Annotated in this window: 19 protein-coding genes; 15 read left to right on the top strand and 4 right to left on the bottom strand. The window is 56.5% G+C overall.

Going from position 1 to position 21,334, the window contains the following annotated elements; translation table 11 throughout:
* Positions 1–23: 23 nt before the first annotated feature.
* Positions 24–656, bottom strand: coding sequence for an acyl-homoserine-lactone synthase (locus RAD15_RS06270; RefSeq protein ID WP_458175489.1), 633 nt, complete (start codon positions 654–656; stop codon positions 24–26).
* Between the two features lie 83 nt (positions 657–739).
* A complete protein-coding gene (locus tag RAD15_RS06265; RefSeq protein WP_458175487.1) occupies positions 740–1,462 on the bottom strand; it encodes a LuxR family transcriptional regulator in 723 nt (240 codons plus the stop codon).
* A gap of 350 nt (positions 1,463–1,812) precedes the next feature.
* Here RAD15_RS06265 and ccrA point away from each other — a divergent pair, with 350 nt between their 5' ends.
* Entirely contained in the window at positions 1,813–3,075 is a 1,263-nt protein-coding gene (gene ccrA, locus RAD15_RS06260) for a crotonyl-CoA carboxylase/reductase (RefSeq protein ID WP_458175485.1), read from the top strand.
* Between the two features lie 62 nt (positions 3,076–3,137).
* Here ccrA and RAD15_RS06255 read toward each other — a convergent pair whose 3' ends face one another.
* Positions 3,138–3,890, bottom strand: a complete 753-nt coding sequence (locus tag RAD15_RS06255; protein WP_458175483.1) for a FadR/GntR family transcriptional regulator — start codon at positions 3,888–3,890, stop codon at positions 3,138–3,140.
* A gap of 189 nt (positions 3,891–4,079) precedes the next feature.
* Here RAD15_RS06255 and RAD15_RS06250 point away from each other — a divergent pair, with 189 nt between their 5' ends.
* Entirely contained in the window at positions 4,080–4,880 is an 801-nt protein-coding gene (locus RAD15_RS06250) for an enoyl-CoA hydratase-related protein (protein WP_458175481.1), read from the top strand.
* Between the two features lie 9 nt (positions 4,881–4,889).
* Positions 4,890–6,053 (top strand): iron-containing alcohol dehydrogenase, encoded by a 1,164-nt coding sequence (locus RAD15_RS06245; protein WP_458175479.1) that lies wholly within the window; start codon positions 4,890–4,892, stop codon positions 6,051–6,053.
* Positions 6,054–6,197: 144 nt separating this feature from the next.
* Here RAD15_RS06245 and RAD15_RS06240 read toward each other — a convergent pair whose 3' ends face one another.
* Positions 6,198–7,226, bottom strand: coding sequence for a LysR family transcriptional regulator (locus tag RAD15_RS06240; protein WP_458175477.1), 1,029 nt, complete (start codon positions 7,224–7,226; stop codon positions 6,198–6,200).
* 822 nt (positions 7,227–8,048) lie between these two features.
* On the opposite strand from RAD15_RS06240, the gene RAD15_RS06235 reads away from it, so the two are divergent.
* The 12 genes from RAD15_RS06235 (at position 8,049) to RAD15_RS06180 (ending at position 21,229) form a co-directional block, all read left to right on the top strand.
* Positions 8,049–8,816 carry an ABC transporter ATP-binding protein gene (locus tag RAD15_RS06235; protein WP_458175475.1) on the top strand — a complete coding sequence of 256 codons (768 nt, stop codon included), beginning with the start codon at positions 8,049–8,051 and terminating at the stop codon, positions 8,814–8,816.
* Positions 8,817–8,871: 55 nt separating this feature from the next.
* Entirely contained in the window at positions 8,872–9,624 is a 753-nt protein-coding gene (locus RAD15_RS06230) for an ABC transporter ATP-binding protein (protein ID WP_458175473.1), read from the top strand.
* The gene (locus RAD15_RS06225; protein ID WP_458175471.1) at positions 9,621–10,520 is read left to right on the top strand and encodes a branched-chain amino acid ABC transporter permease; all 900 of its coding nucleotides are present in this window, start codon (positions 9,621–9,623) and stop codon (positions 10,518–10,520) included. The genes RAD15_RS06230 and RAD15_RS06225 overlap by 4 nt, the downstream gene beginning before the upstream one ends.
* A gap of 17 nt (positions 10,521–10,537) precedes the next feature.
* Entirely contained in the window at positions 10,538–11,641 is a 1,104-nt protein-coding gene (locus RAD15_RS06220) for a branched-chain amino acid ABC transporter permease (RefSeq protein ID WP_458175469.1), read from the top strand.
* Between the two features lie 29 nt (positions 11,642–11,670).
* Positions 11,671–12,411: an SDR family NAD(P)-dependent oxidoreductase gene (locus tag RAD15_RS06215; protein WP_458175467.1), complete on the top strand. Its 741-nt coding sequence runs from the start codon at positions 11,671–11,673 to the stop codon at positions 12,409–12,411.
* Between the two features lie 31 nt (positions 12,412–12,442).
* Positions 12,443–13,282: an FAD binding domain-containing protein gene (locus RAD15_RS06210; protein WP_458175465.1), complete on the top strand. Its 840-nt coding sequence runs from the start codon at positions 12,443–12,445 to the stop codon at positions 13,280–13,282.
* A gap of 17 nt (positions 13,283–13,299) precedes the next feature.
* Positions 13,300–13,803, top strand: a complete 504-nt coding sequence (locus RAD15_RS06205) for a (2Fe-2S)-binding protein (protein WP_458175463.1) — start codon at positions 13,300–13,302, stop codon at positions 13,801–13,803.
* On the top strand, positions 13,800–16,106 hold the full coding sequence (locus tag RAD15_RS06200; RefSeq protein WP_458175461.1) for a xanthine dehydrogenase family protein molybdopterin-binding subunit: 2,307 nt from the start codon (positions 13,800–13,802) through the stop codon (positions 16,104–16,106). The genes RAD15_RS06205 and RAD15_RS06200 overlap by 4 nt, the downstream gene beginning before the upstream one ends.
* Before the next feature lie 64 nt (positions 16,107–16,170).
* Positions 16,171–17,400: an ABC transporter substrate-binding protein gene (locus RAD15_RS06195; protein WP_458175459.1), complete on the top strand. Its 1,230-nt coding sequence runs from the start codon at positions 16,171–16,173 to the stop codon at positions 17,398–17,400.
* A gap of 74 nt (positions 17,401–17,474) precedes the next feature.
* Positions 17,475–18,281 (top strand): SDR family NAD(P)-dependent oxidoreductase, encoded by an 807-nt coding sequence (locus tag RAD15_RS06190; RefSeq protein ID WP_458175457.1) that lies wholly within the window; start codon positions 17,475–17,477, stop codon positions 18,279–18,281.
* A 131-nt stretch (positions 18,282–18,412) separates the two neighbouring features.
* Positions 18,413–20,188 (top strand): thiamine pyrophosphate-binding protein, encoded by a 1,776-nt coding sequence (locus RAD15_RS06185; protein WP_458175455.1) that lies wholly within the window; start codon positions 18,413–18,415, stop codon positions 20,186–20,188.
* 54 nt (positions 20,189–20,242) lie between these two features.
* The gene (locus RAD15_RS06180; protein ID WP_458175453.1) at positions 20,243–21,229 is read left to right on the top strand and encodes a Bug family tripartite tricarboxylate transporter substrate binding protein; all 987 of its coding nucleotides are present in this window, start codon (positions 20,243–20,245) and stop codon (positions 21,227–21,229) included.
* Positions 21,230–21,334 lie beyond the last annotated feature (105 nt).

Genomic DNA, 21,334 nt, shown 5'->3' with positions numbered 1-21,334 from the left:
CTCATTTGTTGACAGGGATTCGTTTAGGCGGCCGCGAAGAGTGCCGGCGTCCAGAGGACCGGCGCGGAAAAACCGCCGGCTTTTCGAAGGCTGACCAGAGTATCGTGGGAAATCGCGAGGTAACCCGCCACGGCCAGAGTGTTGCCAATTGTGGAAGGACTGCCGATGCGTCGCAGGGGCCAGCCGGCTCGCCGGAGGATTCTTTCCATTCGGACGTCCGTAACAGTAACGATATCAGTGAGCTGCCGTGAAAGCCCGAACTCCACCATTCCCGCAAATAGCTCGTAGGTAGCACGCGTGATACCGCGATCTCCTTTCGCAGCATCTCGCGCCGCGTCGATTGCGAACCTGCTGCTTTCCCAGATGAGCGGACTCGCTGGTGCGGGTTGCCCGTCAAGAAGCGCTGGAAAGGTGTCGCGAAGCATCGTCGGACCGCGGCTGGGTAGGAGGCGAACGGAACCTTGCACCCGACCATCATTCGATAACTGAGCTAGGAAAGTCGGGTGAAGTGCATCGAACTCGTCAACCTCCATGTCGCCGCTGGCCTGAACGTCCCACGCCATGCGTAACTTGAAAACACGATGCCGCAGCCTGTGAATCTCAACGAGCGTGCTCGAAAACTCCCCATACGAAGACGGTGTGATCAGCTGAATCATGATCCCTCCAAAGATGTTCATCATCCCTTTGAAGCGGTACTATTGCTCCCAGTCATTACCTGTAGCTGTAGGGGGAGTGCGTCCTAATTCTGCTTTGTTTTGTTAGCAGCGGCTAGACGCGCCACCGCTTGCGCAATCGTGCGAACACCGAGCTTCTTCTTCGCGTTCTCCAGGTAATAGGCCACCGTGTTGCGCGAGAGACTGAGGATTCGTCCAATTTCCCAAGCGCTTTTTCCTCGTGAAGCCCATACCAAACATTCGAATTCACGTGGGGATAAGCCAATCCGTCCTAAACTGTGGTCGCTCGTGAGCTTTCGACGTACGTGAGCATGAAAGTACATAGCCAAGAGCTGCAGAACACTTCCGTGTACATCGACGCAGCGCTCGAAGGGCGCGTTTTGCTGATCGCCGGCAAACGTCAACGCCGCGATGGGGCCATGACCGTCATGAACTGGGACGGTGAAACCGAATCTAATTCCAAATTCGCACGCCTCGTCGAGCAGCTGGCGCTCTGCCATCGAGTGAGACCGTGTGGTGTTGCCTCCCCACTTGAACGGCTCTGGGCTATTAAGAGCTTGGACAATCACCGGATCGATGCGCTCGTAGCTGTTCTTTAGGTAATGCGATGTCCACGGTGTGGGATAGGTTGAGATTAGTCGTGGTTCGCTGCTCCCTCGTGACAGAGCCAGATAGGCAAAGCAGGTAAGATCCAGTGCCGCTGCCGTAACTGCCATCGCGTCGAAGAAGCCAGTTGTATCCTCCGCGTTCTCGATCGCATCAATGAACCGCTGGAAGATCTTGTGCATTGGAAAAGCACTGCGCGTGGGATTTGGGGATCGTTATCAATGATGGGCAGAGTTATTCTGGCTCGGGTGAGGGATCATCGAGTGCTAAGCCTCGCATAGCACAAACGCTGGTCTTTCTATCGGCTTGTTAGAAATAGAGAAGCCGAAGTCGCAAGCAGGTTAGTTCGCGGGACACTCGAGTTGGCGCCAAAAGGGCCAGGATCCGATGGATCCTGGCCAGTGTGGGAGGAACGCCCCACTATTCCGCGAACGCGGAAGTGTGGAACGGTGCTATTTATCGTACAATCATTTGCTTGACAAATATATAAATGGACCTCTAACGGTAGGCACCAGACACCTAGGAGTTCCAGATGGACTACGTGCGCACCGAGAAGAGCCTTTACGATCTTGGCGAATCACCGCCCCTTGGCGCGGTCCCAGCACGCATGCACGCATTTGCGACCCGCCAGTCCCGTTACGGGGAGCCGCTCCGTTCTTTGCAGCGAGAGGTCGTTAACACGCCGCAGATCGGACCAGATGAAGTCCTGATTTACGTGATGGCGACCGGCATCAATTACAACAACGTTTGGGCTGCCTTAGGTATGCCTGTTGACGTCATTGCTGAGCGGCAGAAGTCATTGGGACACGTGGAGGATTTCCACGTTGGCGGTTCGGATTGCTCGGGGATTGTCTGGGCAGTCGGGCAGAACGTGAAGAATGTGAAACCCGGGGACGAAGTCGTTGTTCATTCTGGTTGGTGGCCATCGGACGATCCGTGGGTCACGTCCGGAAGAGATCCAATGTTGGCTGAAACTGCTCGCGTTTGGGGATACCAAACAAACTATGGCAGCTTCGCTCAATTTTCGGTGGCCAAAGCGCATCAGTGTTTGCCGCGGCCGAAGCACCTGACTTGGGAAGCTTCCGGATGCTATCTGTTGTGCGCGTCTACCGCTTACAGGATGCTTATGGGCTGGTCGCCTCATACGGTAGAAAAGGATGACGTTGTTCTCGTTTGGGGAGCTGCTGGCGGTCTCGGTTCGATGGCAATTCAAATTTGTCGCGTTAAGGGGGCGAAGCCTGTTGCGGTGATCTCGGGTAACGAAAAACGTGATTTTTGTCTCAATCTGGGTGCAGTCGGGGTTATCGACAGGACGAAGTTCGATCATTGGGGCCAGTTGCCGGATACAAACGACGCCGATTCTTATGGGCGATGGCTAAATGGAGTTCGCGCTTTCGGTAAGGCGATTTGGGATGCCGCTGGTAGCCGAACGAATCCCCGTATCGTCTTTGAGCATCCAGCCGAAGCGACCCTGCCAACCTCGAATTTCGTTTGTTCGACAGGTGGAATGGTGGTCATTTGTGCAGGAACTACGGGCTATAATGCGACACTCGATGTCCGCCACCATTGGATGCGGCAAAAACGGTTCCAAGGATCGCATGTTTGCAATACCGAGCAGGCTAGGGAAGTAAATGATTTGGTGCGCGCCCGCGAGATCGATCCGTGCCTTTCTCGAACATTCTCTTTCAATGAAATCGGTGTGGCGCACCAATTGATGCGAGAGAACAAACATCCATTCGGCAACATGGCCTGTCTGGTGAATGCTTCCGCTCCGGGCCAGGGCGCGACTGCCTAACCGTAGGTTCCGCGGCGGCGGGCCCTTCCTTTTGGCTCACGGGAATGGACCCGCCGTTTTGTTCAAGCTGTTCTTCTGGCGAACGATTCGCGGTAGGATTCCTGAGTGTAGGCGACGAGATCGGCCAATGCCTTCGCTGCTGCCTCTTCGTCACGCGACTGGACCGCAGCAAGTATCCGTTTGTGATAGGAAACAATCGCTTGCCGCTCGCGTACGCGATAGATCACCATATTGCTGATCGGCTGAAGCGCCTCTACAACCGAATGCATGATAAACTTCATCACGGTATTTCCGCCCGCATTGACAAGCGCACGGTGAAACCGGACGTCCGCGGAGCAGAACTCTTCATCCGTTAAGGAGGTTCTCTTCTGCAAATCAATTTCAATGTTCATCGCGTCGATGTCAGCCTGATTGCGGTGTTGGCAGGCCAAGCGACAGCAAACCGACTCGAGTTCCAGCCGTGCCGTTGCCATATCATCTAGACTAATGTGGCCCACAGCCACCATCAACGTGGTCATGTTAGCCAAAGAAAATGCTGCATCGACGGTAGTCGGCGCGGTGACGAAGTTCCCTCCTGTCGGTCCTCGTCTGGATCGAATGAGGTGTTGTGCAGCAAGCCGCTTGAGGGCTTCGCGGATCGTCGGACGTGACACCTTGAAGCGAGATGCAAGTTCTTCTTCCGAGGGCAGCCGTTCGTCGACCTTTAGGCGGCCTTCCAAAATGGCACTTCGGACGCTCTCTGCAATCTGTTTGGCGGCACTCGTCGTGACAACTTCGCCGAATTCCAGGCCCGTCGATCTACGTTGAACCTTCATGAACAAGCTGGCTCCTTCCAACCAGTACGACCATAATCGTCTGACAGTTGCCAAACAATACAAATAGGCCTTTCAAGTATTTGATTGACAAAAACGCTAGTTTGCCTATTCGTTTGACAAATATCATATTAGTTCTATGTATTGGGAAATCGCGGCCGCGCCAAGGCTTGGCCTGCATAGAGAGGCTCAATGCATTCACCAAACGCGCACTCGCCGGTCGAATACCAAAGCATCCTAGTAGAGCGGCGAGCGAATGCCGGTCTGATCATCTTAAATCGGCCGAAGCAGTTCAATGCACTCAACAGAGCGCTTTCTCTGGAGGTTTTGCGGGCGACTCAGAGTTTTGATGCTGATCCGGAAGTTGGCGCTATTGTTGTGGCTGGCTCCCAAAAGGCGTTCGCGGCGGGGGCCGATATAAAGGAAATGCAGAGCAAATCGTTCGCTGACCTTTTCAACGACGACTGCTTTGGAGCTTGGGATCAACTGACGACGATTAGGAAGCCACTCATAGCTGCCGTCAGTGGATTAGCGCTCGGTGGCGGATGTGAGCTTGCCATGATTTGTGACTTCATCATTGCTGGCGAGAGCGCCAAGTTCGGCCAACCCGAGATCAAACTCGGAGTTCTGCCTGGAATTGGTGGTTCTCAGCGACTTACAAGGCTTGTCGGAAGATCGCTTGCGATGGACATGATTCTCACTGGTCGTTTGATCTCCGCCGCGGAGGCGCGCTCCGCAGGGCTTGTTGCGCGGGTCGTTCCCGACCTCGATCTGCTCGCTACCGCACTGGATGCTGCAGCTATAATCGCAGGATACAGTCTTCCCGCGGTGATGATGGCGAAAGAAGCTGTAAATCGGGCTGAAGAGACCGCTCTCGCTGAGGGGCTTCGTCATGAACGCCGCCTCTTTCAGGCCGCTTTCGCAACGCAGGGGCAAAAGGAGGGCATGTCGGCATTTCTCGAGAAGCGGACGCCCTCGTTCTCGGGTCGCTAAGGTATTCTCATGATTTCTTCTGTTCTCTTTCCACGTGAGATACTAGTCGGCGGCGGCTCGCTCAATCAATTGGGCGCGCTGTTAGTTCGACTGGGGTTGTCGCGTCCATTGATCGTAACTGACCGCTTCATTGTGGAGCATGGCCTGCTGGACCGGCTTTTTGGTGCGCTTCGCTCTGCCGGCTTGGCCACGCCTCGTGTTTTCTCAGATGTACAACCGGATCCGACGGCAGGCCTTGTGGATCAGGGCGTCGCCTTCCTTAAAGCTGACAAGCATGACTGCGTCATTGGATTTGGCGGTGGCAGTCCGATAGACACGGCTAAGGCAATATCAGTCCTTTCTAGCTTCGGAGGCCCCTTACGAAACTTCAAGGCACCGCATCTTCAGGAGGAACCTGGCCTGCCGATTTTGGCGATACCCACCACGGCAGGCACAGGATCGGAGGCAACTCGCTTTACGGTCATCACCGATGACGATACGCAGGAGAAGATGCTCTGCGTAGGTGCAGCATTTCTTCCGATAGCTGCAATAGTCGACTATGAACTCACGATGTCGAAGCCTGCACGGCTTACGGCAGACACCGGCATTGATGCACTAACTCACGCAATCGAGGCTTACGTCAGCCGTCGCGCAAATCCATTTTCAGACGGTCTTGCTCGCTTGGCAATGCAAGCGATTTGTCCTCATCTCCGAACGGCTTATCTTGATCCCTCCAATCGTATGGCACGTCAGTCGCTAATGCTTGGTGCGACTCAAGCCGGGATCGCGTTTTCAAATTCTTCCGTAGCGTTGATCCACGGGATGAGTCGTCCAATTGGAGCTCACTTTCATGTTCCACATGGGCTATCGAACGCAATGCTGCTGCCACGTGTAACCGCGTTCTCCGCGCCGAGCGCTATGAGCCGATACGCGGATTGCGCGCGTGCTATGCAGCTTGCTTCCGGTGCACACGCCGACGGCAGCGCTGTCGATGCTCTGCTTAGCGAACTGCAGGCGCTCAACAGAGACCTAGGCGTGCCAAGCCCCGCAAAGTACGGTATCAATCGGGAGGCGTGGTACGGCCTCATTCCAACTATGGCTCAGCAAGCCGTAGATTCGGGTTCTCCGGCCAATAATCCGCGGGTACCGAGCCTCGACGAGATACAGGCGATCTACCGCGAGATATTCGACTGAGGACCTATTCAATGACTCAACGTGTCTCGCGGCCACCGGTCTGATTTCACCAAGATAGATGCAAGCCCACCTGGTGCGAGTTGAGGCTAAGCTGCGGGCTTCTGACAGTGCGCTATGCTCTCAGCTTCTGTGACAATCTTCCTGCTATACTATCTTTCTAGGCCGGGACTTCGCGTTTCCAACTGGCTTTGACGCCGCGCGAGGCTTCGTCAGCTCGGTCTTTGACGATTGCAGGGACGTTCCCACGCCCCTTTTCCTCTTCAGCCTCGCCTTCACTTCTTCGATGACGCGTTTGGCCACGGACGTCAGCGGACGGTTCATTGAGTTGACCAAACATAATCTGGACTTCAATCGAGGATCTTTGATCGGCCATGCTGACAATCGCGTCCTCGCCAGTGCGCTGTGTAGCATGCTTTCAGGAAAGATCGTGTATCCCTTGCCGTGGGAGACCAATTCAAGGATCGTGCTTGGTCCGTCTATCTCGGCACAAATCTTGAGACCTGCACCAAGACCATTCATTGCGTCGTCAATGAGTGTTCGCAGGCGATTAGGTCGCGGAGCGATGATAAAGGGAAGGGTCGCTATCTTGGGCAACGATACTTCCGAGCCAGATGGCGCGAAAGCATCATCGCTCGGCCCCACAAGATGAATGCGTTCATCCCAGAAATGATGCGCAAGAAGAGTGCTAATCCTCGGCGGGTTGTAGACGACAGCAAGATTGACCTTTCCGTTCGCCAGCCATTCGCTGATGTCCATCGAATGGCCTTCGACGAACGTAAGCTTGATGCCCGGCTCTGATGCGCCCAATGATTGAATCAAGCCAAATAGTAGGGCTTCGCCAAAAAGGGGAGGGACCGCTAAAATGATCTCACCTTCCAGCGTGTTGCGGGTTGCGGCCAGGCTATCGCGAGCCCGTACGATGTGTTCAAGCGCATTGGCCGAAGCTGAAAATAGCAAAGAACCCTGAGAAGTCGGCGTAACTCCACGGCCGTTGCGGTGCAAGAGGGGTAATCCGTATTGCTCCTCGAGTTGTCGAATTTCCCTGCTGAGCACGGATTGACTGGTGGCCAGTGCCGCGGCCGCTTTTGAGAAGCTCCCCAATTCCACTACTTTCAAAAAGTAATATAGCGGGCGCAAATTCAGATCGGTACGAGACAAGCGAGGGACCGACATGGAAGGCCTCAAGGTGCGAATTGCGCAGACAGCGCCAGGAAAATCGCAAGCATTTTAGCACCCGCGTCGTAGAACGACAGGCCCGGACGGCACGCTATCAAACAAAGGGCGCAACTCCAAATTCGACGACATCGGCCTGTCTCGATAGGCGGAATGGCTGCTCAATTTCGCGCGGTGCTTGTGGACACGAGAGCCGGCTCGAATTTGTGGCGAACATGCAGGCCGCCCCCGTAGCCTTTCGACGCCACTTCGGAACGGCCGAGTTGGATTGGAGTGCGTGACCTACTGTTGACAGCGATCGGACACTCGTTGTCGGCGTTGTCGATAAGGCTTGGAGTGTGAAATCGGCGCCCATGAGGAGTTGTCCTGGATGAAGCTTGCTGCGAACTCCGATGGGCGCAGGCTAGCTCCCCCGAACCTGCGCTCGATTGAGACACCGAACCGAGCTTCTGGTCACGACGCCTTTCAGGTTCGCATGCTCCTGCCGCGATACCTGGAGCCGGGCCCATTTAGGTCTGCGCCCGCCGGCGAATGTGGTCTTCCTGCCTCATCCTTCTCAGAGAGATTACATCTCTGACGAGCGAGCCGCCCCTCGCCTGACGTCAACAAGGCAAGAATTCGTTGGCTCTTCTCCGATGAATCTTCGCGTGCCCGAACTCGAATTCTTTCTCGAGCAATGCCTCAATGAGAAGCGCCGCCCGGCCGGCGTCCAGTCGCGCGAATAGCTGTTATAGCAAGACTTGAAGGAGCCGGGCTCGTATAACCGCGCGGAAATTTCAAGCATTGCTCAAGAAAAGAAAATGGGCGGAGAGAGGGCAACGAATGGTGGTGTTGACCATCGAGCATCTTGCTGTGACCTATGGGTCAGGGGTACAAGCGGTCCGCGACGCCACATTGTCGGTTCGCGAGGGGGAGTTTGTTGCGCTTCTAGGCGCAAACGGCGCCGGCAAGACGACCCTTCTGCGCGCTCTGTCAGGTTTACTGTCACATCACAACGGACGCATAACAGCGGGCCGGGCGGTGGCATTCGACAAGGATTTGCAGAGCCTGCCGGGATACAAGCGGGCGGAGCTCGGCGTCGCGCAAACCTTTGAAGGACGTCGCATACTTAAAGACTTTACGGTGGAGGAGAACCTCCTCGCCGGAGGTCTATCGGTCGCGCGCGATCAACTCGGCGATCGCATTAGAAAGATCTACGCGGATCTTCCAATTCTATTCCATCGAAAGCATCAGCCGGCTGGATTGTTGTCCGGCGGTGAGCAGCAACTTCTTGCGATTGCTCGAGCGCTTGTAAGCGAGCCGAAAATTCTGCTTTTGGATGAGCCCAGTCTAGGATTGGCGCCCGTTATGATCCGCCATATTGCGGACGTCATGCAGACCATCAGGAAATCCGGCAGAACAGTTCTGCTTGTTGAACAGAATGCACACTTAGCACTGGACCTGGCCGACCGAGCCTACGTCATGCAGCACGGAGCGATCGTCGCTGAAGGCGAGGCGACGATTTTCAGGTCGCAGGAGTTCATGAAAACATTCTACGTCGGGCAGCCAGATAAGTTACCTCCTGTCCGTCGCCGGTTAGGGGTGGTTTAGCCCGATGACAATTCCTCGTTTGGTCGTAGACTCAGTCTCTGTTCGATTTGGCGGCGTGGCTGCCCTGTCCGCGGTCTCTTTCGAGATTGCTCCGGGGCACATCCTCGGGCTCATCGGTCCTAATGGGGCTGGCAAGTCTTCCTTGGTCAATGTGATCTCGGGCACCTACCGTGCCAATGAAGGATCTGTGAGGTTGGATGGCGTCGATCTATTTCAACTGAAGCCTCATCAAAGAGCCGCCTTGGGGCTGAGTCGTACGTTCCAAAACCTCGCCTTGTTCGGGGGCATGACGGTTTACGAGAACGTCATGGTCGGTAGACATTTGCGAATCCAAGAAAGCGCTCTCGCGAGCTTTTTGCCTGTTCCGCTCTCAGGCTCAAAGGATGAGCGGAAGAGCGAAGAAGTGGTCGAGCGACTTCTCGATCGGCTCGGGATTTCCAGTCTGCGCGATACTGAAGTAAATCTGCTTTCATACGGGTTCCAGAAGCGTGTCGAGCTGGCTCGAGCGCTGGCCCTCGAGCCGCGTCTGTTGCTTCTGGACGAGCCATTTGCCGGTATGACCGCGATGGAAGCTCGCGAGCTCGCTGCGCTGATTGTGCAGATTTGGCAAGAGACTGGTCTGACGGTGCTCATCATCGAACACAACATGGGCCTCATCACGGATTTGGCCGATCGCATCGTGGTTCTTGACTTTGGGAAGGTCATCGCTGTCGGCGAGCCCGATGAGGTGATCGCAAATCCAGAGGTCATTCAAGCATATTTAGGTACGTCGTCAGCCGACGTCGGGGCCTTAGGAATTCAGATATGATCAAGCTCAGTCAATTGGTGTTCTACGGTTTATCCCTCGGCTCCCTGTACGGTTTGATAGCCCTTGGCTTCGTCGTAGTCTTCAAGTCTACGGCCGTCATCAATCTGTCCCATGGAGCAATTGTCCTGATCTCGGGATACTTTATCTTTCTGGCGGGCGCGGGCTTTCTCGGATTGCCGTTCGCCCTTGCCGTTCTTGTCGCCCTGGGCGGCATAATCTTGGCAAGTACGTTCATTCAGTACGTCCTACTTGAGCGAGCGGCAGCATCCTCGGCGGATACAAAGCTGATGATCACGTTGGGTCTCTATATCGTGCTTGTGACCATGTGCGAGGCTTGGTTTGGCGTGGGTCAGGTCTCGATGGGCGTACCGCTGCAGGGACAAGTCGTTATTCACGGAGTTCATCTCGATCACATTCGAATTGGAGCGATTGCAGCGGCGGCTGTGTGCGTTCTCGGCTTGTCCCTCTTTTTCTCAAAATCCAAAATCGGCTTGTCGATGCGAACGGTGGCGGCCGATCCCGAAGTAGCAGAGACGCTCGGTGTGGACCCTCAACGTGTACATGCCCTTGCATGGGCGATCGCGGCGACCCTGGGACTCGTTGCCGTGATGTTCCTGGGCAGTTTGCCCGGGTACGGATTGCAACCAGCGACGGCTCAAGTCGCGTTTCGAGCTTTCCCCGCTGCGGTGCTGGGCGGAATGACGAGTCTTCCCGGCGCGGTCGTGGGAGGGCTGATCATTGGGATTGTGGAGGTGATGATCGCGGGATATCAGCCGGCGTTGATCCCATCTCTCGGAAGCGGCTTTTATATCGTCAGCGGCTATGTGGCGATGATCCTGATCTTGCTATTGCGCCCTCAGGGCTTGTTTGGTGCGTCTCTTGGAGAGCGGGTATGATGGCGACAAGGTACTCTATGAAGATTGTCTGCCTGTTGTGCCTGGTACTGGCCCTGGCCTGGCCCACAATTGCCGATGAGCAGTGGTTAACCGTCGGCGCTTTTGTCGCCGTGGCCTCCATTGCTGCGATCTCGTTGCAAGTGTTGACCGGGTTCACCGGATTGATCTCGTTGGGGCACGCCGCTTTCCTCGGCATTGGCGCCTATGTCGCGAGTGCGCTGGGACCAGGCGTTCATACAAATGTTGATCTGCTTATCGGCGAAGTACCGTTTCCCCTCGCGCTGCTGATTGGTAACAAGGAGGGATGGCCGTTGTGTCTCGGTCTGGTCTTGAGCGGTAGCTGTGCCGCTCTGATCGGCCTCGTGGTTGCCCCGATCGCAACTCGGCTCAGCGGAATCTATCTGGCGATCGTCACGATCGGCTTGGTCTTCGCCGCGCAGTATCTGTTTATTAATTGGACGTGGCTCACTGGCGGCAATCAGGGCGTGCAACTGTCCGCCCCGAGCGTCGGAAACTTTTCTTTCGAGACGAGTACAGTTGTCGCGGGATTGACGTTCTCTCGCACCACCAAGCTGTACTATCTCAGTATGGTGATCGCAGCGCTTACGGCGCTAGCAGTCAAACGTCTCAAGCATTCAAAAACGGGGCGCGCGCTGCGAGCGATCCGCGACAATCCAACTGCGGCCGCAGCGTCGGGGATTAACGTCAATCGCTGCAAAATCATAGCGTTTTCGATTTCTTCTTTCATCGCCGGTGTTTCGGGCGCGCTCTATGGATCACAGTACGGCTTCGCCCTTCCCGAGACATGGGATCTAAACTTTTCGGTCATGCTCATGGCGATGCTCGTCATCGGCGGGATCGGGTTGGTCCGGGGCGCGGTCTTAGGTGCGGTATTCGTGACTGTCTTACCGCCGATCTTGCGAAATGTGTTCGGCGGCGACCTTAGTCTCCTTGGATTTAACGCGCCTCAGCTGAACAACTTGATTTTTGGTGCGGCCATTATGGTGTTCTTGATAGTGGCTCCAGGAGGGCTCGCGCGGCTCCCTTACTTTGTGCGTCCTCCTGCGCCAGCTCGCCAGACCCCGACTGCGGAACTCAAGAATGTACGTTTGACGGCTTGAGCTATGAACCTCGAACGGAAAACGGACACATGGACCTCGAACTAAAAGCAAAGACTTTCCTTGTTACCGGGGCCGCCAGAGGAATGGGGCGAGCCGCCGTCGATATGTTGGCGGCAGCCGATGCAAACGTCGTTGCATTCGATCGAAATGCCTCGGCGCTTGACGAGCTAAAACTGCAGCTGTCGTCGGCCAAAACGCTGGTGGGAGACGTGGCCTCGGCTTTAGACGTTAAATCTGCAATTGAGCGCTGCCAGTCTGCTTTCGGACGAATTGATGCCGTCTTGCACTTTGCCGGTGTTCTCGATTCGAAGCAGCTTGACGATGCGACATCAGAGTCCTTCGACGCCGTGCAGAACGTCAATCTACGCGGCAGCTTTCTGGTGGCTCAAGCAGCCGCCCGGGTAATGCGCGAGCAGCGATCCGGCAGCATCGTCTTTACGGCCTCCGATTCCGCCCGCATGGGCTCGCTGGTAAGTGGCCCAGCCTATGCCGCCTCCAAAGGGGGGGTGATTGCTCTCGCTCGCACGCTCGCCGTTGGTCTTGGTCCCAGCGGGATTCGAGTCAATGCGGTATGTCCCGGGCTAACGCTGTCAGATTTCTCGATCGGTTGGTCGCCGGAGTTCATCGAAGCTGTGTCAACGCGTACTCCGCTCAGGCGACTGGCAAGGCCAGACGAAATCGCGAAGGTCGCTATCTTCCTAGCCAGCGGGGCGGCGAGCTTCATCACGGGGGAAGTCGTGGAAGTGAACGGCGGAATACATTTCGACTGACACCTGCAGAGGCTCGAACGCGGAGACGGAATTGCCATTTGAATACGAACGCCCAAAGAGTTGGGATGAAGCGGTCGTCCAACTCAGCGAGCCTGGTGTCATCGCAAAGATGGGTGGCTGCGATGTGCTGACGCGCTTTCGCCGGGGCAAGCTTGCCGCACGGAAGGTTCTTGGTCTCAATTTGATTCCGGGGATCACGGAGATTGAAATTGGCTCCGATGGAGCGAGAATTGGCGCAGGCGTGACGCTCAGGCAACTCGAGATGTCGGCCGACTTCCAGCGAGGCTGGCCGACGCTGCATTCAACGCTCCGTTCACTTGCGTCTCCGGCTATTCGTTCAGTGGCGTCGCTGGTTGGCAACGTTACACAAGGTTGGAGCCAAAGCGACATTGTGCCATTGCTTCAAGTAAGCGATGCGAGGTTAATGATCGTCGGGCCGAGGGGGCAGCGGCACCTGTCGGTTGCGGAGTTCGCTGGACGATCGAAGAACGACGCGCTGCGTCCCGATGAGCTCGTGAGACAGGTTGAGCTGCCAGCAGCAGCAGCCGATACGATCGTCAGCTACGAGCGCTTCACATTCCGCAATGCGTTCAGCTTGCCGGTGGTCTCTATTGCTGTGTCGTCTAACATCAAGTCTTGGGCGGCAGATGGGGGACGAATAGCCGTCAGCGGCTTGTCGAGGATGCCACGTCGTTGCCCCGAGGCGGAAGAGGTCATGCGTGTGGAGTCTGGCAGGGCGGATGTCGACAGCGTCATCAGTTCAATTGCCGCATCCGTCAATCCAATATCGGACTATCAGGCTAGCGCTGAGTTTCGGCTACATCTTCTAATGGTGCTCGCGAAACGTGCCTTCGCCAAGCTGTCCTCTTGAGGTGAAACGAGCCTGTGATGCAAAAGCGAACAATAGCCCTTCACGTCGATGGCGAGCTTGTCGAGCTGTCGGTGCGAACGAATTGCCTCCTTGTCGAGGCGTTGCGAGATGGCTGCGAGCGAAGCTGCGTTAAGGTTGGCTGCGAATCCGCAAGTTGTGGCGCGTGCACCGTGCTGGTCGAGGGAAGGCCGACTCTGTCATGCATTACATTGGCAGTGGATGTTGAAGGCAAAGGAATTGAGACGATTGAAAGCCTGAGCGCAGGCGACGAATTGCATCCCCTGCAAGAATCGTTCGTTCGGCATCATGCCGTTCAGTGTGGCTATTGCACACCTGGAATGATTATGGCGGCAAAGGCCCTACTGGACCAAAATCCAGATCCTGAAGAGGAGGACGTCCGCTTGGCGATCAGTGGCAATTTGTGCCGTTGCACGGGCTATTTGTCGATTATCAGAGCTATCTTGGACGCGGCCGATGTTATGCGGGGTCGCGCTCGCTCCAGCCGTGAGGGGCTAACATGAAGGAGAATGAACCGGCTATTCTCGGAAGACCTGTGCAACAAGTTGATGCGGTCGAAAAAGTAACCGGCACGGCCAAGTACGCAGCGGACTTCATTTTTCCGCGGGCCTTGGAGGCGAGTGTTGTTCGGTCCCCAGTTGCTCATGCCAAGATCAAGCGCATCAATGTTGAACAAGCGCTGAAGTTGCCTGGTGTCCGGGCGATCGTGAAGGGGACTGACGTTCCCTTCCGCTACAACATGCCTTTGCGAGACCAGCCGTTTCTGGCGATTGATCGCGTCAGGTACGTTGGCGAACCGGTGGTCGCCATCGCGGCTGACGACGTGGAAATTGCCAAAGAAGCGGCGGGACTTGTCGAGATTGAATATGAACCGCTTGCTGCAGTTTTCGATCCTGTCGAGGCCATGACGAGGCACGCGCCCAGGATCCATCCGGAGTTCGAAACATACACGCGTGATGCAACGCTCTTCGAGCCGGTTGCCGACAGCAACATCCTGAACCATTTTAAGTTGCGTCGTGGAGACGTCGAGGTTGGCTTTGAGGAGGCCGATGGAATCTTTGAAGGCACATATCACAATAATGCGTTCGACCACGCGGCAATGGAGCCTCATGCGTCGACAGCTCTTTTCGAGCGATCGGGTCAACTCACTATTTGGACGAGCCAGCAGTCCCCCCACATCGCTGCCAATGACTTGTCTATCGCGCTCAACATGCCGATGAGCAAGATCCGCCTCATCTCGCCGTATCTTGGGGGAGGCTTTGGCGCGAAGCATGGGCTAAAGATGGAGCCGATCGCCGTTGCCTTGGCGATGAAGCTCCCTGGTCGGCATGTCAGAGCTGTCATGTCGAGGGAGGACGTGTTTACCTCGACCGTGGTCAGCGGGGCCGTTCACGTAAAGCTGAGAACGGGAGTGACCCGTGATGGGCGAATCGTGGCCAGGAAGGCGGAGGTCATTTGGGACACCGGTGCCTACGCTGACGTCGGACCTCTGTTGTGTCGAAATGGCAGCTACTCCGCCAACGGGCCTTACAACATTCCGCATCAATGGATCGACGGATATTGCGTCTACACAAACAAGATGGTCGCTGGCGGGTTCCGTGGGTACGGCATCATGGAGATGGCCTTTGCCTATGAGTCTCAGATGGATGAGATTGCACGGTATCTTGCAATCGACCCGGTGGAGATTCGGCGCCGCAACCTGCTGGACAATGGCGATGTATTTTCGACAGGGGATGTTCTGCATGCGGTCGGCTTAAAGCCTGCGATGAATGCGTGTGTAGAAGCGATGGGATGGGACCGAAGTGAGCCGAAGGTTCCGAACCGGGGCCGGGCGATCGTCACGACCGCGAAGTCAAGCGTTGCTCCTTCTGGATCGACCAGTTTCATCCAAATGAACAACGATGGGACGATCAATGTCCTGTGCAGCACGACGGAGATGGGCCAGGGGTCTCGAACGGTCATGGCGCAGCTCGCCGCAGAAGCCGTAGGAGCTCGGCTTGAGGATGTAACCGTTGTGGCAAGCGACACTGCAGTTACGCCTCCGGATCGCTCGACATCCTCAAGTCGGTCTACGTTCAACATGGGTAATGCCATTGTTCGTGCTGGTTCCGACGTGCGTGCTCAGATTTTGCAGAAGGCCGCTGAGTTTCTCGGGGAGCCCGTTGAAAATCTAGAAGTGACCGATAGTGCCGTATTTGTCCGTGACCGAAACAAGTATTGCCGTTTCGCCGACATTGCTGGCGTTCGGCCCGCCAGTGACAAAGGTCCGATTGTCGGCCGTGGGACATACGTCCCGGACTACGCAACTCCCTTTGACCTGAAGACGGGGCAAGGCTGCGTGGTCGCGTTTTGGCTCTACAGCAGCCAAGGTGTGGAGCTCGAAGTCGATCCTGAAACGGGAATAGTCAAGATCCTCAAGGTCGTATCAGTCCATGATACCGGTCGCACGCTGAATCCGACATCATGTATTGGGCAAACAGAAGGCGGCGTCCTCACCGCAATTAGTGCAGCGTTGTTGGAAGAGATTGTCCTCGATGGGAACGGCGCAATCAGAAATCCAGCCTTTGAAAGCTATCTGATTGCGACAAGTGCGGATGCGCCGCCCATCGAGGCGCTTATGATTGAAGTACCCGACCCCCGTGGTCCGTTCGGTGCCAAAGGTATGGCAGAAGGACCGACCACAGGGATCGCCGCGGCCATTGCAAACGCAATCGAAGACGCAATCGGAGTGCGGATTCGCGAGCTGCCAATAACGCCAGAGAAGATACTCCGAGCTCTGGGAAAAATTCCGTCTCTCACAAACTAGTCGCTTCTGGCCAATTGATACGGTCAGCGAATTTTGCTCACAACCCGTTCGCAGGGACAGACATATGAAAAGCCTCAAAGCAGTGATCAATGCAGCGATTTTTGCTGCTTCCTTGAGCATCGCTCCATCGCATGCTCAGAACGCCCCCGGAGTCACAGAGAAGGATATTCGCGTCGGCATCTTGAATGTGTTGACCGGCCCGATTGCCCTTCAAGGAGTGCCTGTGGCTAACGGCGTGGAAGCTTACTTTAGCCAGTTGAAAGATAGTGAAGCGGGTCTCGGGGGCAGAAAAGTCGCCGTTGTAAAGCAAGACCATCAATTCAACGCGCAAACTGCCAACCAGGCGTTTGCCCAAATGGCCCCAAACGTGTCGATGTTCGCCAATGTCTTCGGCACCGCAATCATCGCTGCACTCAATCGTCGAATCAAGGAGAGCGGGAGTGTCGTGATGGCGTCCACTTTTGCATCCAACTATTACGCCGATCAGCAGCTAGTAATTCCGTTTACGCCGTATCCGATTCAGCTCGATGCAGGTATCGACTACCTGATCAAGGAAAAGAGCGGCAAAGATCTGAAATGGGCAATTATCTCGAGGAACGACAACCAGGGAGTTGACGGTGTCATCGCGTTCGATCACGCAGTAAAGGTGTATGGCCTGAAGGTTGTCACCTATCAAACTTACGAACCGACCGACACTGACTTTACCGCGCAAATCCAGGGGCTGAAGGACTCGGGTGCCGACGTCGTCGTCCTGGCCAACTCATCGTCTGTTACAGCGCAACTTGTCGTGGGATTGGCGCGACTCGGCTCGCGGCCGATCTGGCTCGGTTGGCAACCTTCGTTCGATCCGACGCTTGCTAAAAACAAGGAGTTCATGGACATCGTAGCGCAGACACCCCTCTACATCGCATCATGCCTTCCTGCGTGGTCGGCAAAGGTAGCCGGTATGGAGGACGTCCGCGCCGCTCGCTCGAAATATTTCCCCAATCAGGCTGAGGATCCTTTCTTCACGTTTGGATATATCCAGGCTGCGGTGACGCATGCAATCCTCGTTGAAGCTACGAAGCGGAATGATTTCAGCCGCGCGGGAATGCTCGAGGCATTGAAAGCAGTCGGAGTTACGGACTTGAAGGGATTGCTCTCGGAGCCAGTTGACTTCTCGAAGCGAGCACAGGAGCGGTATCCGCGCGCTGCGCAGATATGGAAAGTGGATGCCTCTGCGCCCAGTTTCCAGGCGCCTGTCACCGGCAATTTTGTCGGTGATTCGGCTGCAAGCTTTCCTATGCCCAAATAGAAGCTGCTGTACGGGTGAGCACAGGCTCGGGTTGCTCACCCGTACCCCGCGGTGCACTGGCTGGAGGATTCGTCTTGGCGAGTAGGCTCATAGGCAAGGTGGCCGTCGTATTCGGGGCAGGATCATCGGGGCCCGGCTGGGGAAACGGCAAGGCTGCTGCGGTCGCGTTTGCTAGCGAGGGCGCGAGGATTGTTTGTGCCGATCTGTCACGTGATGCCGCCGAAGAGACGACAAGACTGATCCGAGACCAGGGTCTGGAAGCGCACGCCCTGCAGTGCGATGCGTCCCGCGAGGAAGACGTGAGGAATGTTGTCGCATTCGCCAGTCAGAAGTGCGGTCGGATCGACGTCCTGCACAATAACGTTGGGGTGGCGCGTACAGGCGGAATTCTCGACCTGGCTGAGGCCGAATGGGACCGAGATTTCGCCGTAAATGTGAAGAGTGCCATTTTTAGTATGAAAGCGGTGATCCCGCTGATGAAGCGACAGGGCGGCGGCGCGATCATCAATGTGTCGTCGATCGCGTCTCAGCGGTACACTGGGGTGCCGTACATCAGCTACAACGCCACGAAGGCCGCACTTAACCAGCTGACTAGGGCAACTGCGGTGCAGTATGCCCCGGACAACATCCGCATCAACGCCATTCTGCCTGGCCTCATGAGAACACCGATGGTGGAGCACTATCCGGGGCTGGCTGCGAGATATGGCGCCAAGGACATCGAGGCGATGTGGATGGAAAGAGATCGGCAAGTCCCATTAAAGCGGACCGGTGATGCCTGGGACGTCGCCTGGGCGGCAGTCTATCTCGCTAGCGACGAAGCCAAATACGTGACCGGCTTGGAGATGGTCGTCGACGGTGGCCTAACCCTGAAATGCAGCTAGCGACAGCTTTCCAAGTCGAGATAGGCGGCATGCAGTTCGGCTTTGCCATCGTGAACAAGTCTCATCTCTGGTGCAAAGTAATCATGTTGTCGCGGAAAAGCGCGACAGGTGGATAGTGGAGAACGATTAAGGTGAGAATCGACAGGCCAGCCCGCCCCAATGTGGCGGTTGAAATGGGGTGGGGCAGCGACGTTGCTGCCGAAATGGTGCGGAGGATCGGTGTCAAATATCTGGCGCTCAATCCAGGCGCAAGCTATCGCGGCTTCCACGACAGTCTGGTCAACTATCTCGGTAACGAGTCCCCGAGCCTGTTGCTGTGCTTGCACGAAGATCATGTGGTTTCGATCGCGCACGGCTATGCGAAAGCCACGGACGAGCCTATGGGCGCGGTGCTACACAGCAACGTCGGGCTCATGCATGGCGCCATGGGGATATTCAATGCCTATTGCGACCGTATGCCGATGGTCGTGATCGGTGCGACCGGACCGGTGGCGTCGGAAAAGCGGCGTCCTTGGATCGACTGGATACATACATCGAAGGACCAGGCCGCGATCGTTCGCGACTATGTCAAATGGGACGATGAACCGCGATCGCCGGAGGGGATCATCGAGGCATTCCTGCGGGGCTCACAAATCACCCGAAGCGAGCCGCGCGCGCCGATCTATATCTGCCTTGATGCCGGGCTTCAGGAAGAGAAGCTGTCCCGCCCGGTTGAGTTGCCAGATATGTCGCGCTTCCAAGCCGCTTCGCCGCCATCCGCGCCTACCGACATGGTTGAGGCGGTCGTAGATATGCTCGTCCGATCCAAAAAACCAGTCCTGCTAATCGGCCGCGGATGTCGCAGCCAGCTTGCATGGGACAACAGGGTCAAGCTGGCGGAGCTGCTCGGGGCGTCGGTTCTCACATCCATTCGAGAGCGAGCAGCCTTTCCGACCGAGCATCCGTTGCAAGCGGTGCCACCGTCTTTCTGGCTCAGGTCTGAAGGCAAGAGAGTTATTCAGGACGCCGACGCCATTCTCAGCCTCGACTGGGTAGATCTCAACGGCCTGTTCCAGCAAGTCACACGTCGGACACAAACAATCGGCGCGAAGGTGGCGCATGTCTCGCTCGACAGCCAACTTCATCGTGGCTGGAGCATGGACTATTTCGGTGTTCCGCCCGTGGATTATGCCATTCAGTCCGGACCGGACGCTTTCGTCACGCTGCTGCTTTCGGCGATTGAGGCCAAAGGGTCGGGTCGGCCCAAGCCTGTCACTGAACGGGTCATCGCAGGTGCACCGCGCGGCTACAGCGAGACGGCGGCAACGGCGATTGCGCCGCTCGATATAGAGATCGCGCTACAGAAATTGCGAGGCAACCGAAAAATAAGCCTGGCTCATGTAACGCTCGGCTGGTCGGGCGAGGTCTATCAGTTCCGTGACCCGCTGGATTTCCTCGGACACGACGGCGGCGCGGGCCTTTCTGCAGGTCCCGGCCTGACGGTGGGTGCGTCGCTGGCGCTGAAGGGCACAGGCCGAATGGTTGTATCGGTGCTCGGCGACGGAGACTTCCTGCAAGGCATCACCGCGCTTTGGACGGCCGCGCATCACCAGCTTCCGGCCCTTTTCATAGTCTCCAACAATCGATCGAACTTCAACGATGAGCTTCATCAAGAGGCGGTTGCGAAGGTCCGCGGCCGCCCCACGGAGAATCGCTGGATTGGCCAACGGATTGATGATCCGGCCCCTGATCTGTCGAGTATCGCCCGCGCGCAGGGCGTAGAGGCAGAAGGGCCCTTGACCAATGTCGAGGAGCTGGAAGCAGCGATCTTGCGAGGCTTCGCGGCCGTCGCTTCGGGCAAGCCCTATGTCATCGACGTCCACGTGACCCCAGGCTATTCGATCCCGCCACTTGCGCGCGGTGAATAGGGGGCGCCAGATGAATAATAACATGAAGCAGATTATGACGAGGGAGGGAGGAAAATGAAGGGCAGGATGTCACGGCGACGAATGATGATTTTGTCTGCGGCGGCAACTGCGGGTGTCGTTGGCCGGCATCGGGCGTTTGCGGCCACCTATCCGGAACGTGCGATTAGCTTGGTCGTCCCTTATTCGCCGGGCGGTGGAACGGATGTCGTCGCCCGTCTATTGGCGCCCGGACTGTCCGAGGTTCTTAAGAAACCTGTCGTGGTGTTGAATAAGCCTGGCGCCGGCGCATTGATCGGTTCTGAAGCAGTGGCTCGCGCTGAGCCGGATGGCTACACGCTGCTTTACAGTGCCTGTGACCCGTTGGTCATGGATCCAGCAATCTACAAAAACCTGCCTTTCGATCCGATCAAGGACTTCGCACCTGTCAGCGATGTTGCACTTCTCTCGCTGTTTCTTGTTGTCAATGCAAACTCGCCGTTCACCACGGTGAACGATCTCGTTGTCTACCTGAAAGCCAATCCCGAAAAGGGGTTCTACGCGTCGTCGTCATCGGTATTTTGGCTCGGCAGCGAGCTGTTTGGGCAGCAGGCGGGCTTCAAGGCGACTCGTGTTTTCTACAAGGGAAGCGGCGACATGGTGCAGGCGGTCCTTGCGAACGATGTGACCTTCGCCCTTTCGACGCCTCCGACCGTCGTTGGCCAAGCCGGGGCGAACACGATACGGGTGCTGGCGACGACCGCGCCAAACCGCCTACCCAACTTCCCCGATGTGCCGACAATGAGCGAAGCCGGCGTCTCCGGCGTCGAGATCGTCGACTGGAGCGGCATTTGGGCGCCGGCGAACACGCCAACGCCGATCATTGATACCCTCAATCAGGCGACGCGCCAGGTGCTGAAGTCGAGTGATTTGAAGGAGCGCGCCAGTAGGCTCGAATTCGCTCTCGCCGGATGCTCCGCTGCGGAGGTCCGAAGCCGGATGGCATCGGATCTCGAGCATTGGCGGGCGGTCGCCAGTAAGGCCAACATATCGATGAAGCTATGAGCTAAATGAGCTCCGCCTTTTTAGAGTTTGGAGGCATGCTCGGTCGTGGTCGTCACCTTCGTGTTGTCCGCAGGTGAATGTTCCTCCCCAACTTGACCGTCGTTG

This window comes from Bradyrhizobium sp. 14AA, from assembly GCF_054185205.1.
Note: the sequence above shows the minus strand (reverse complement) of the source record. Positions and strands in the feature narration are given on the sequence as shown.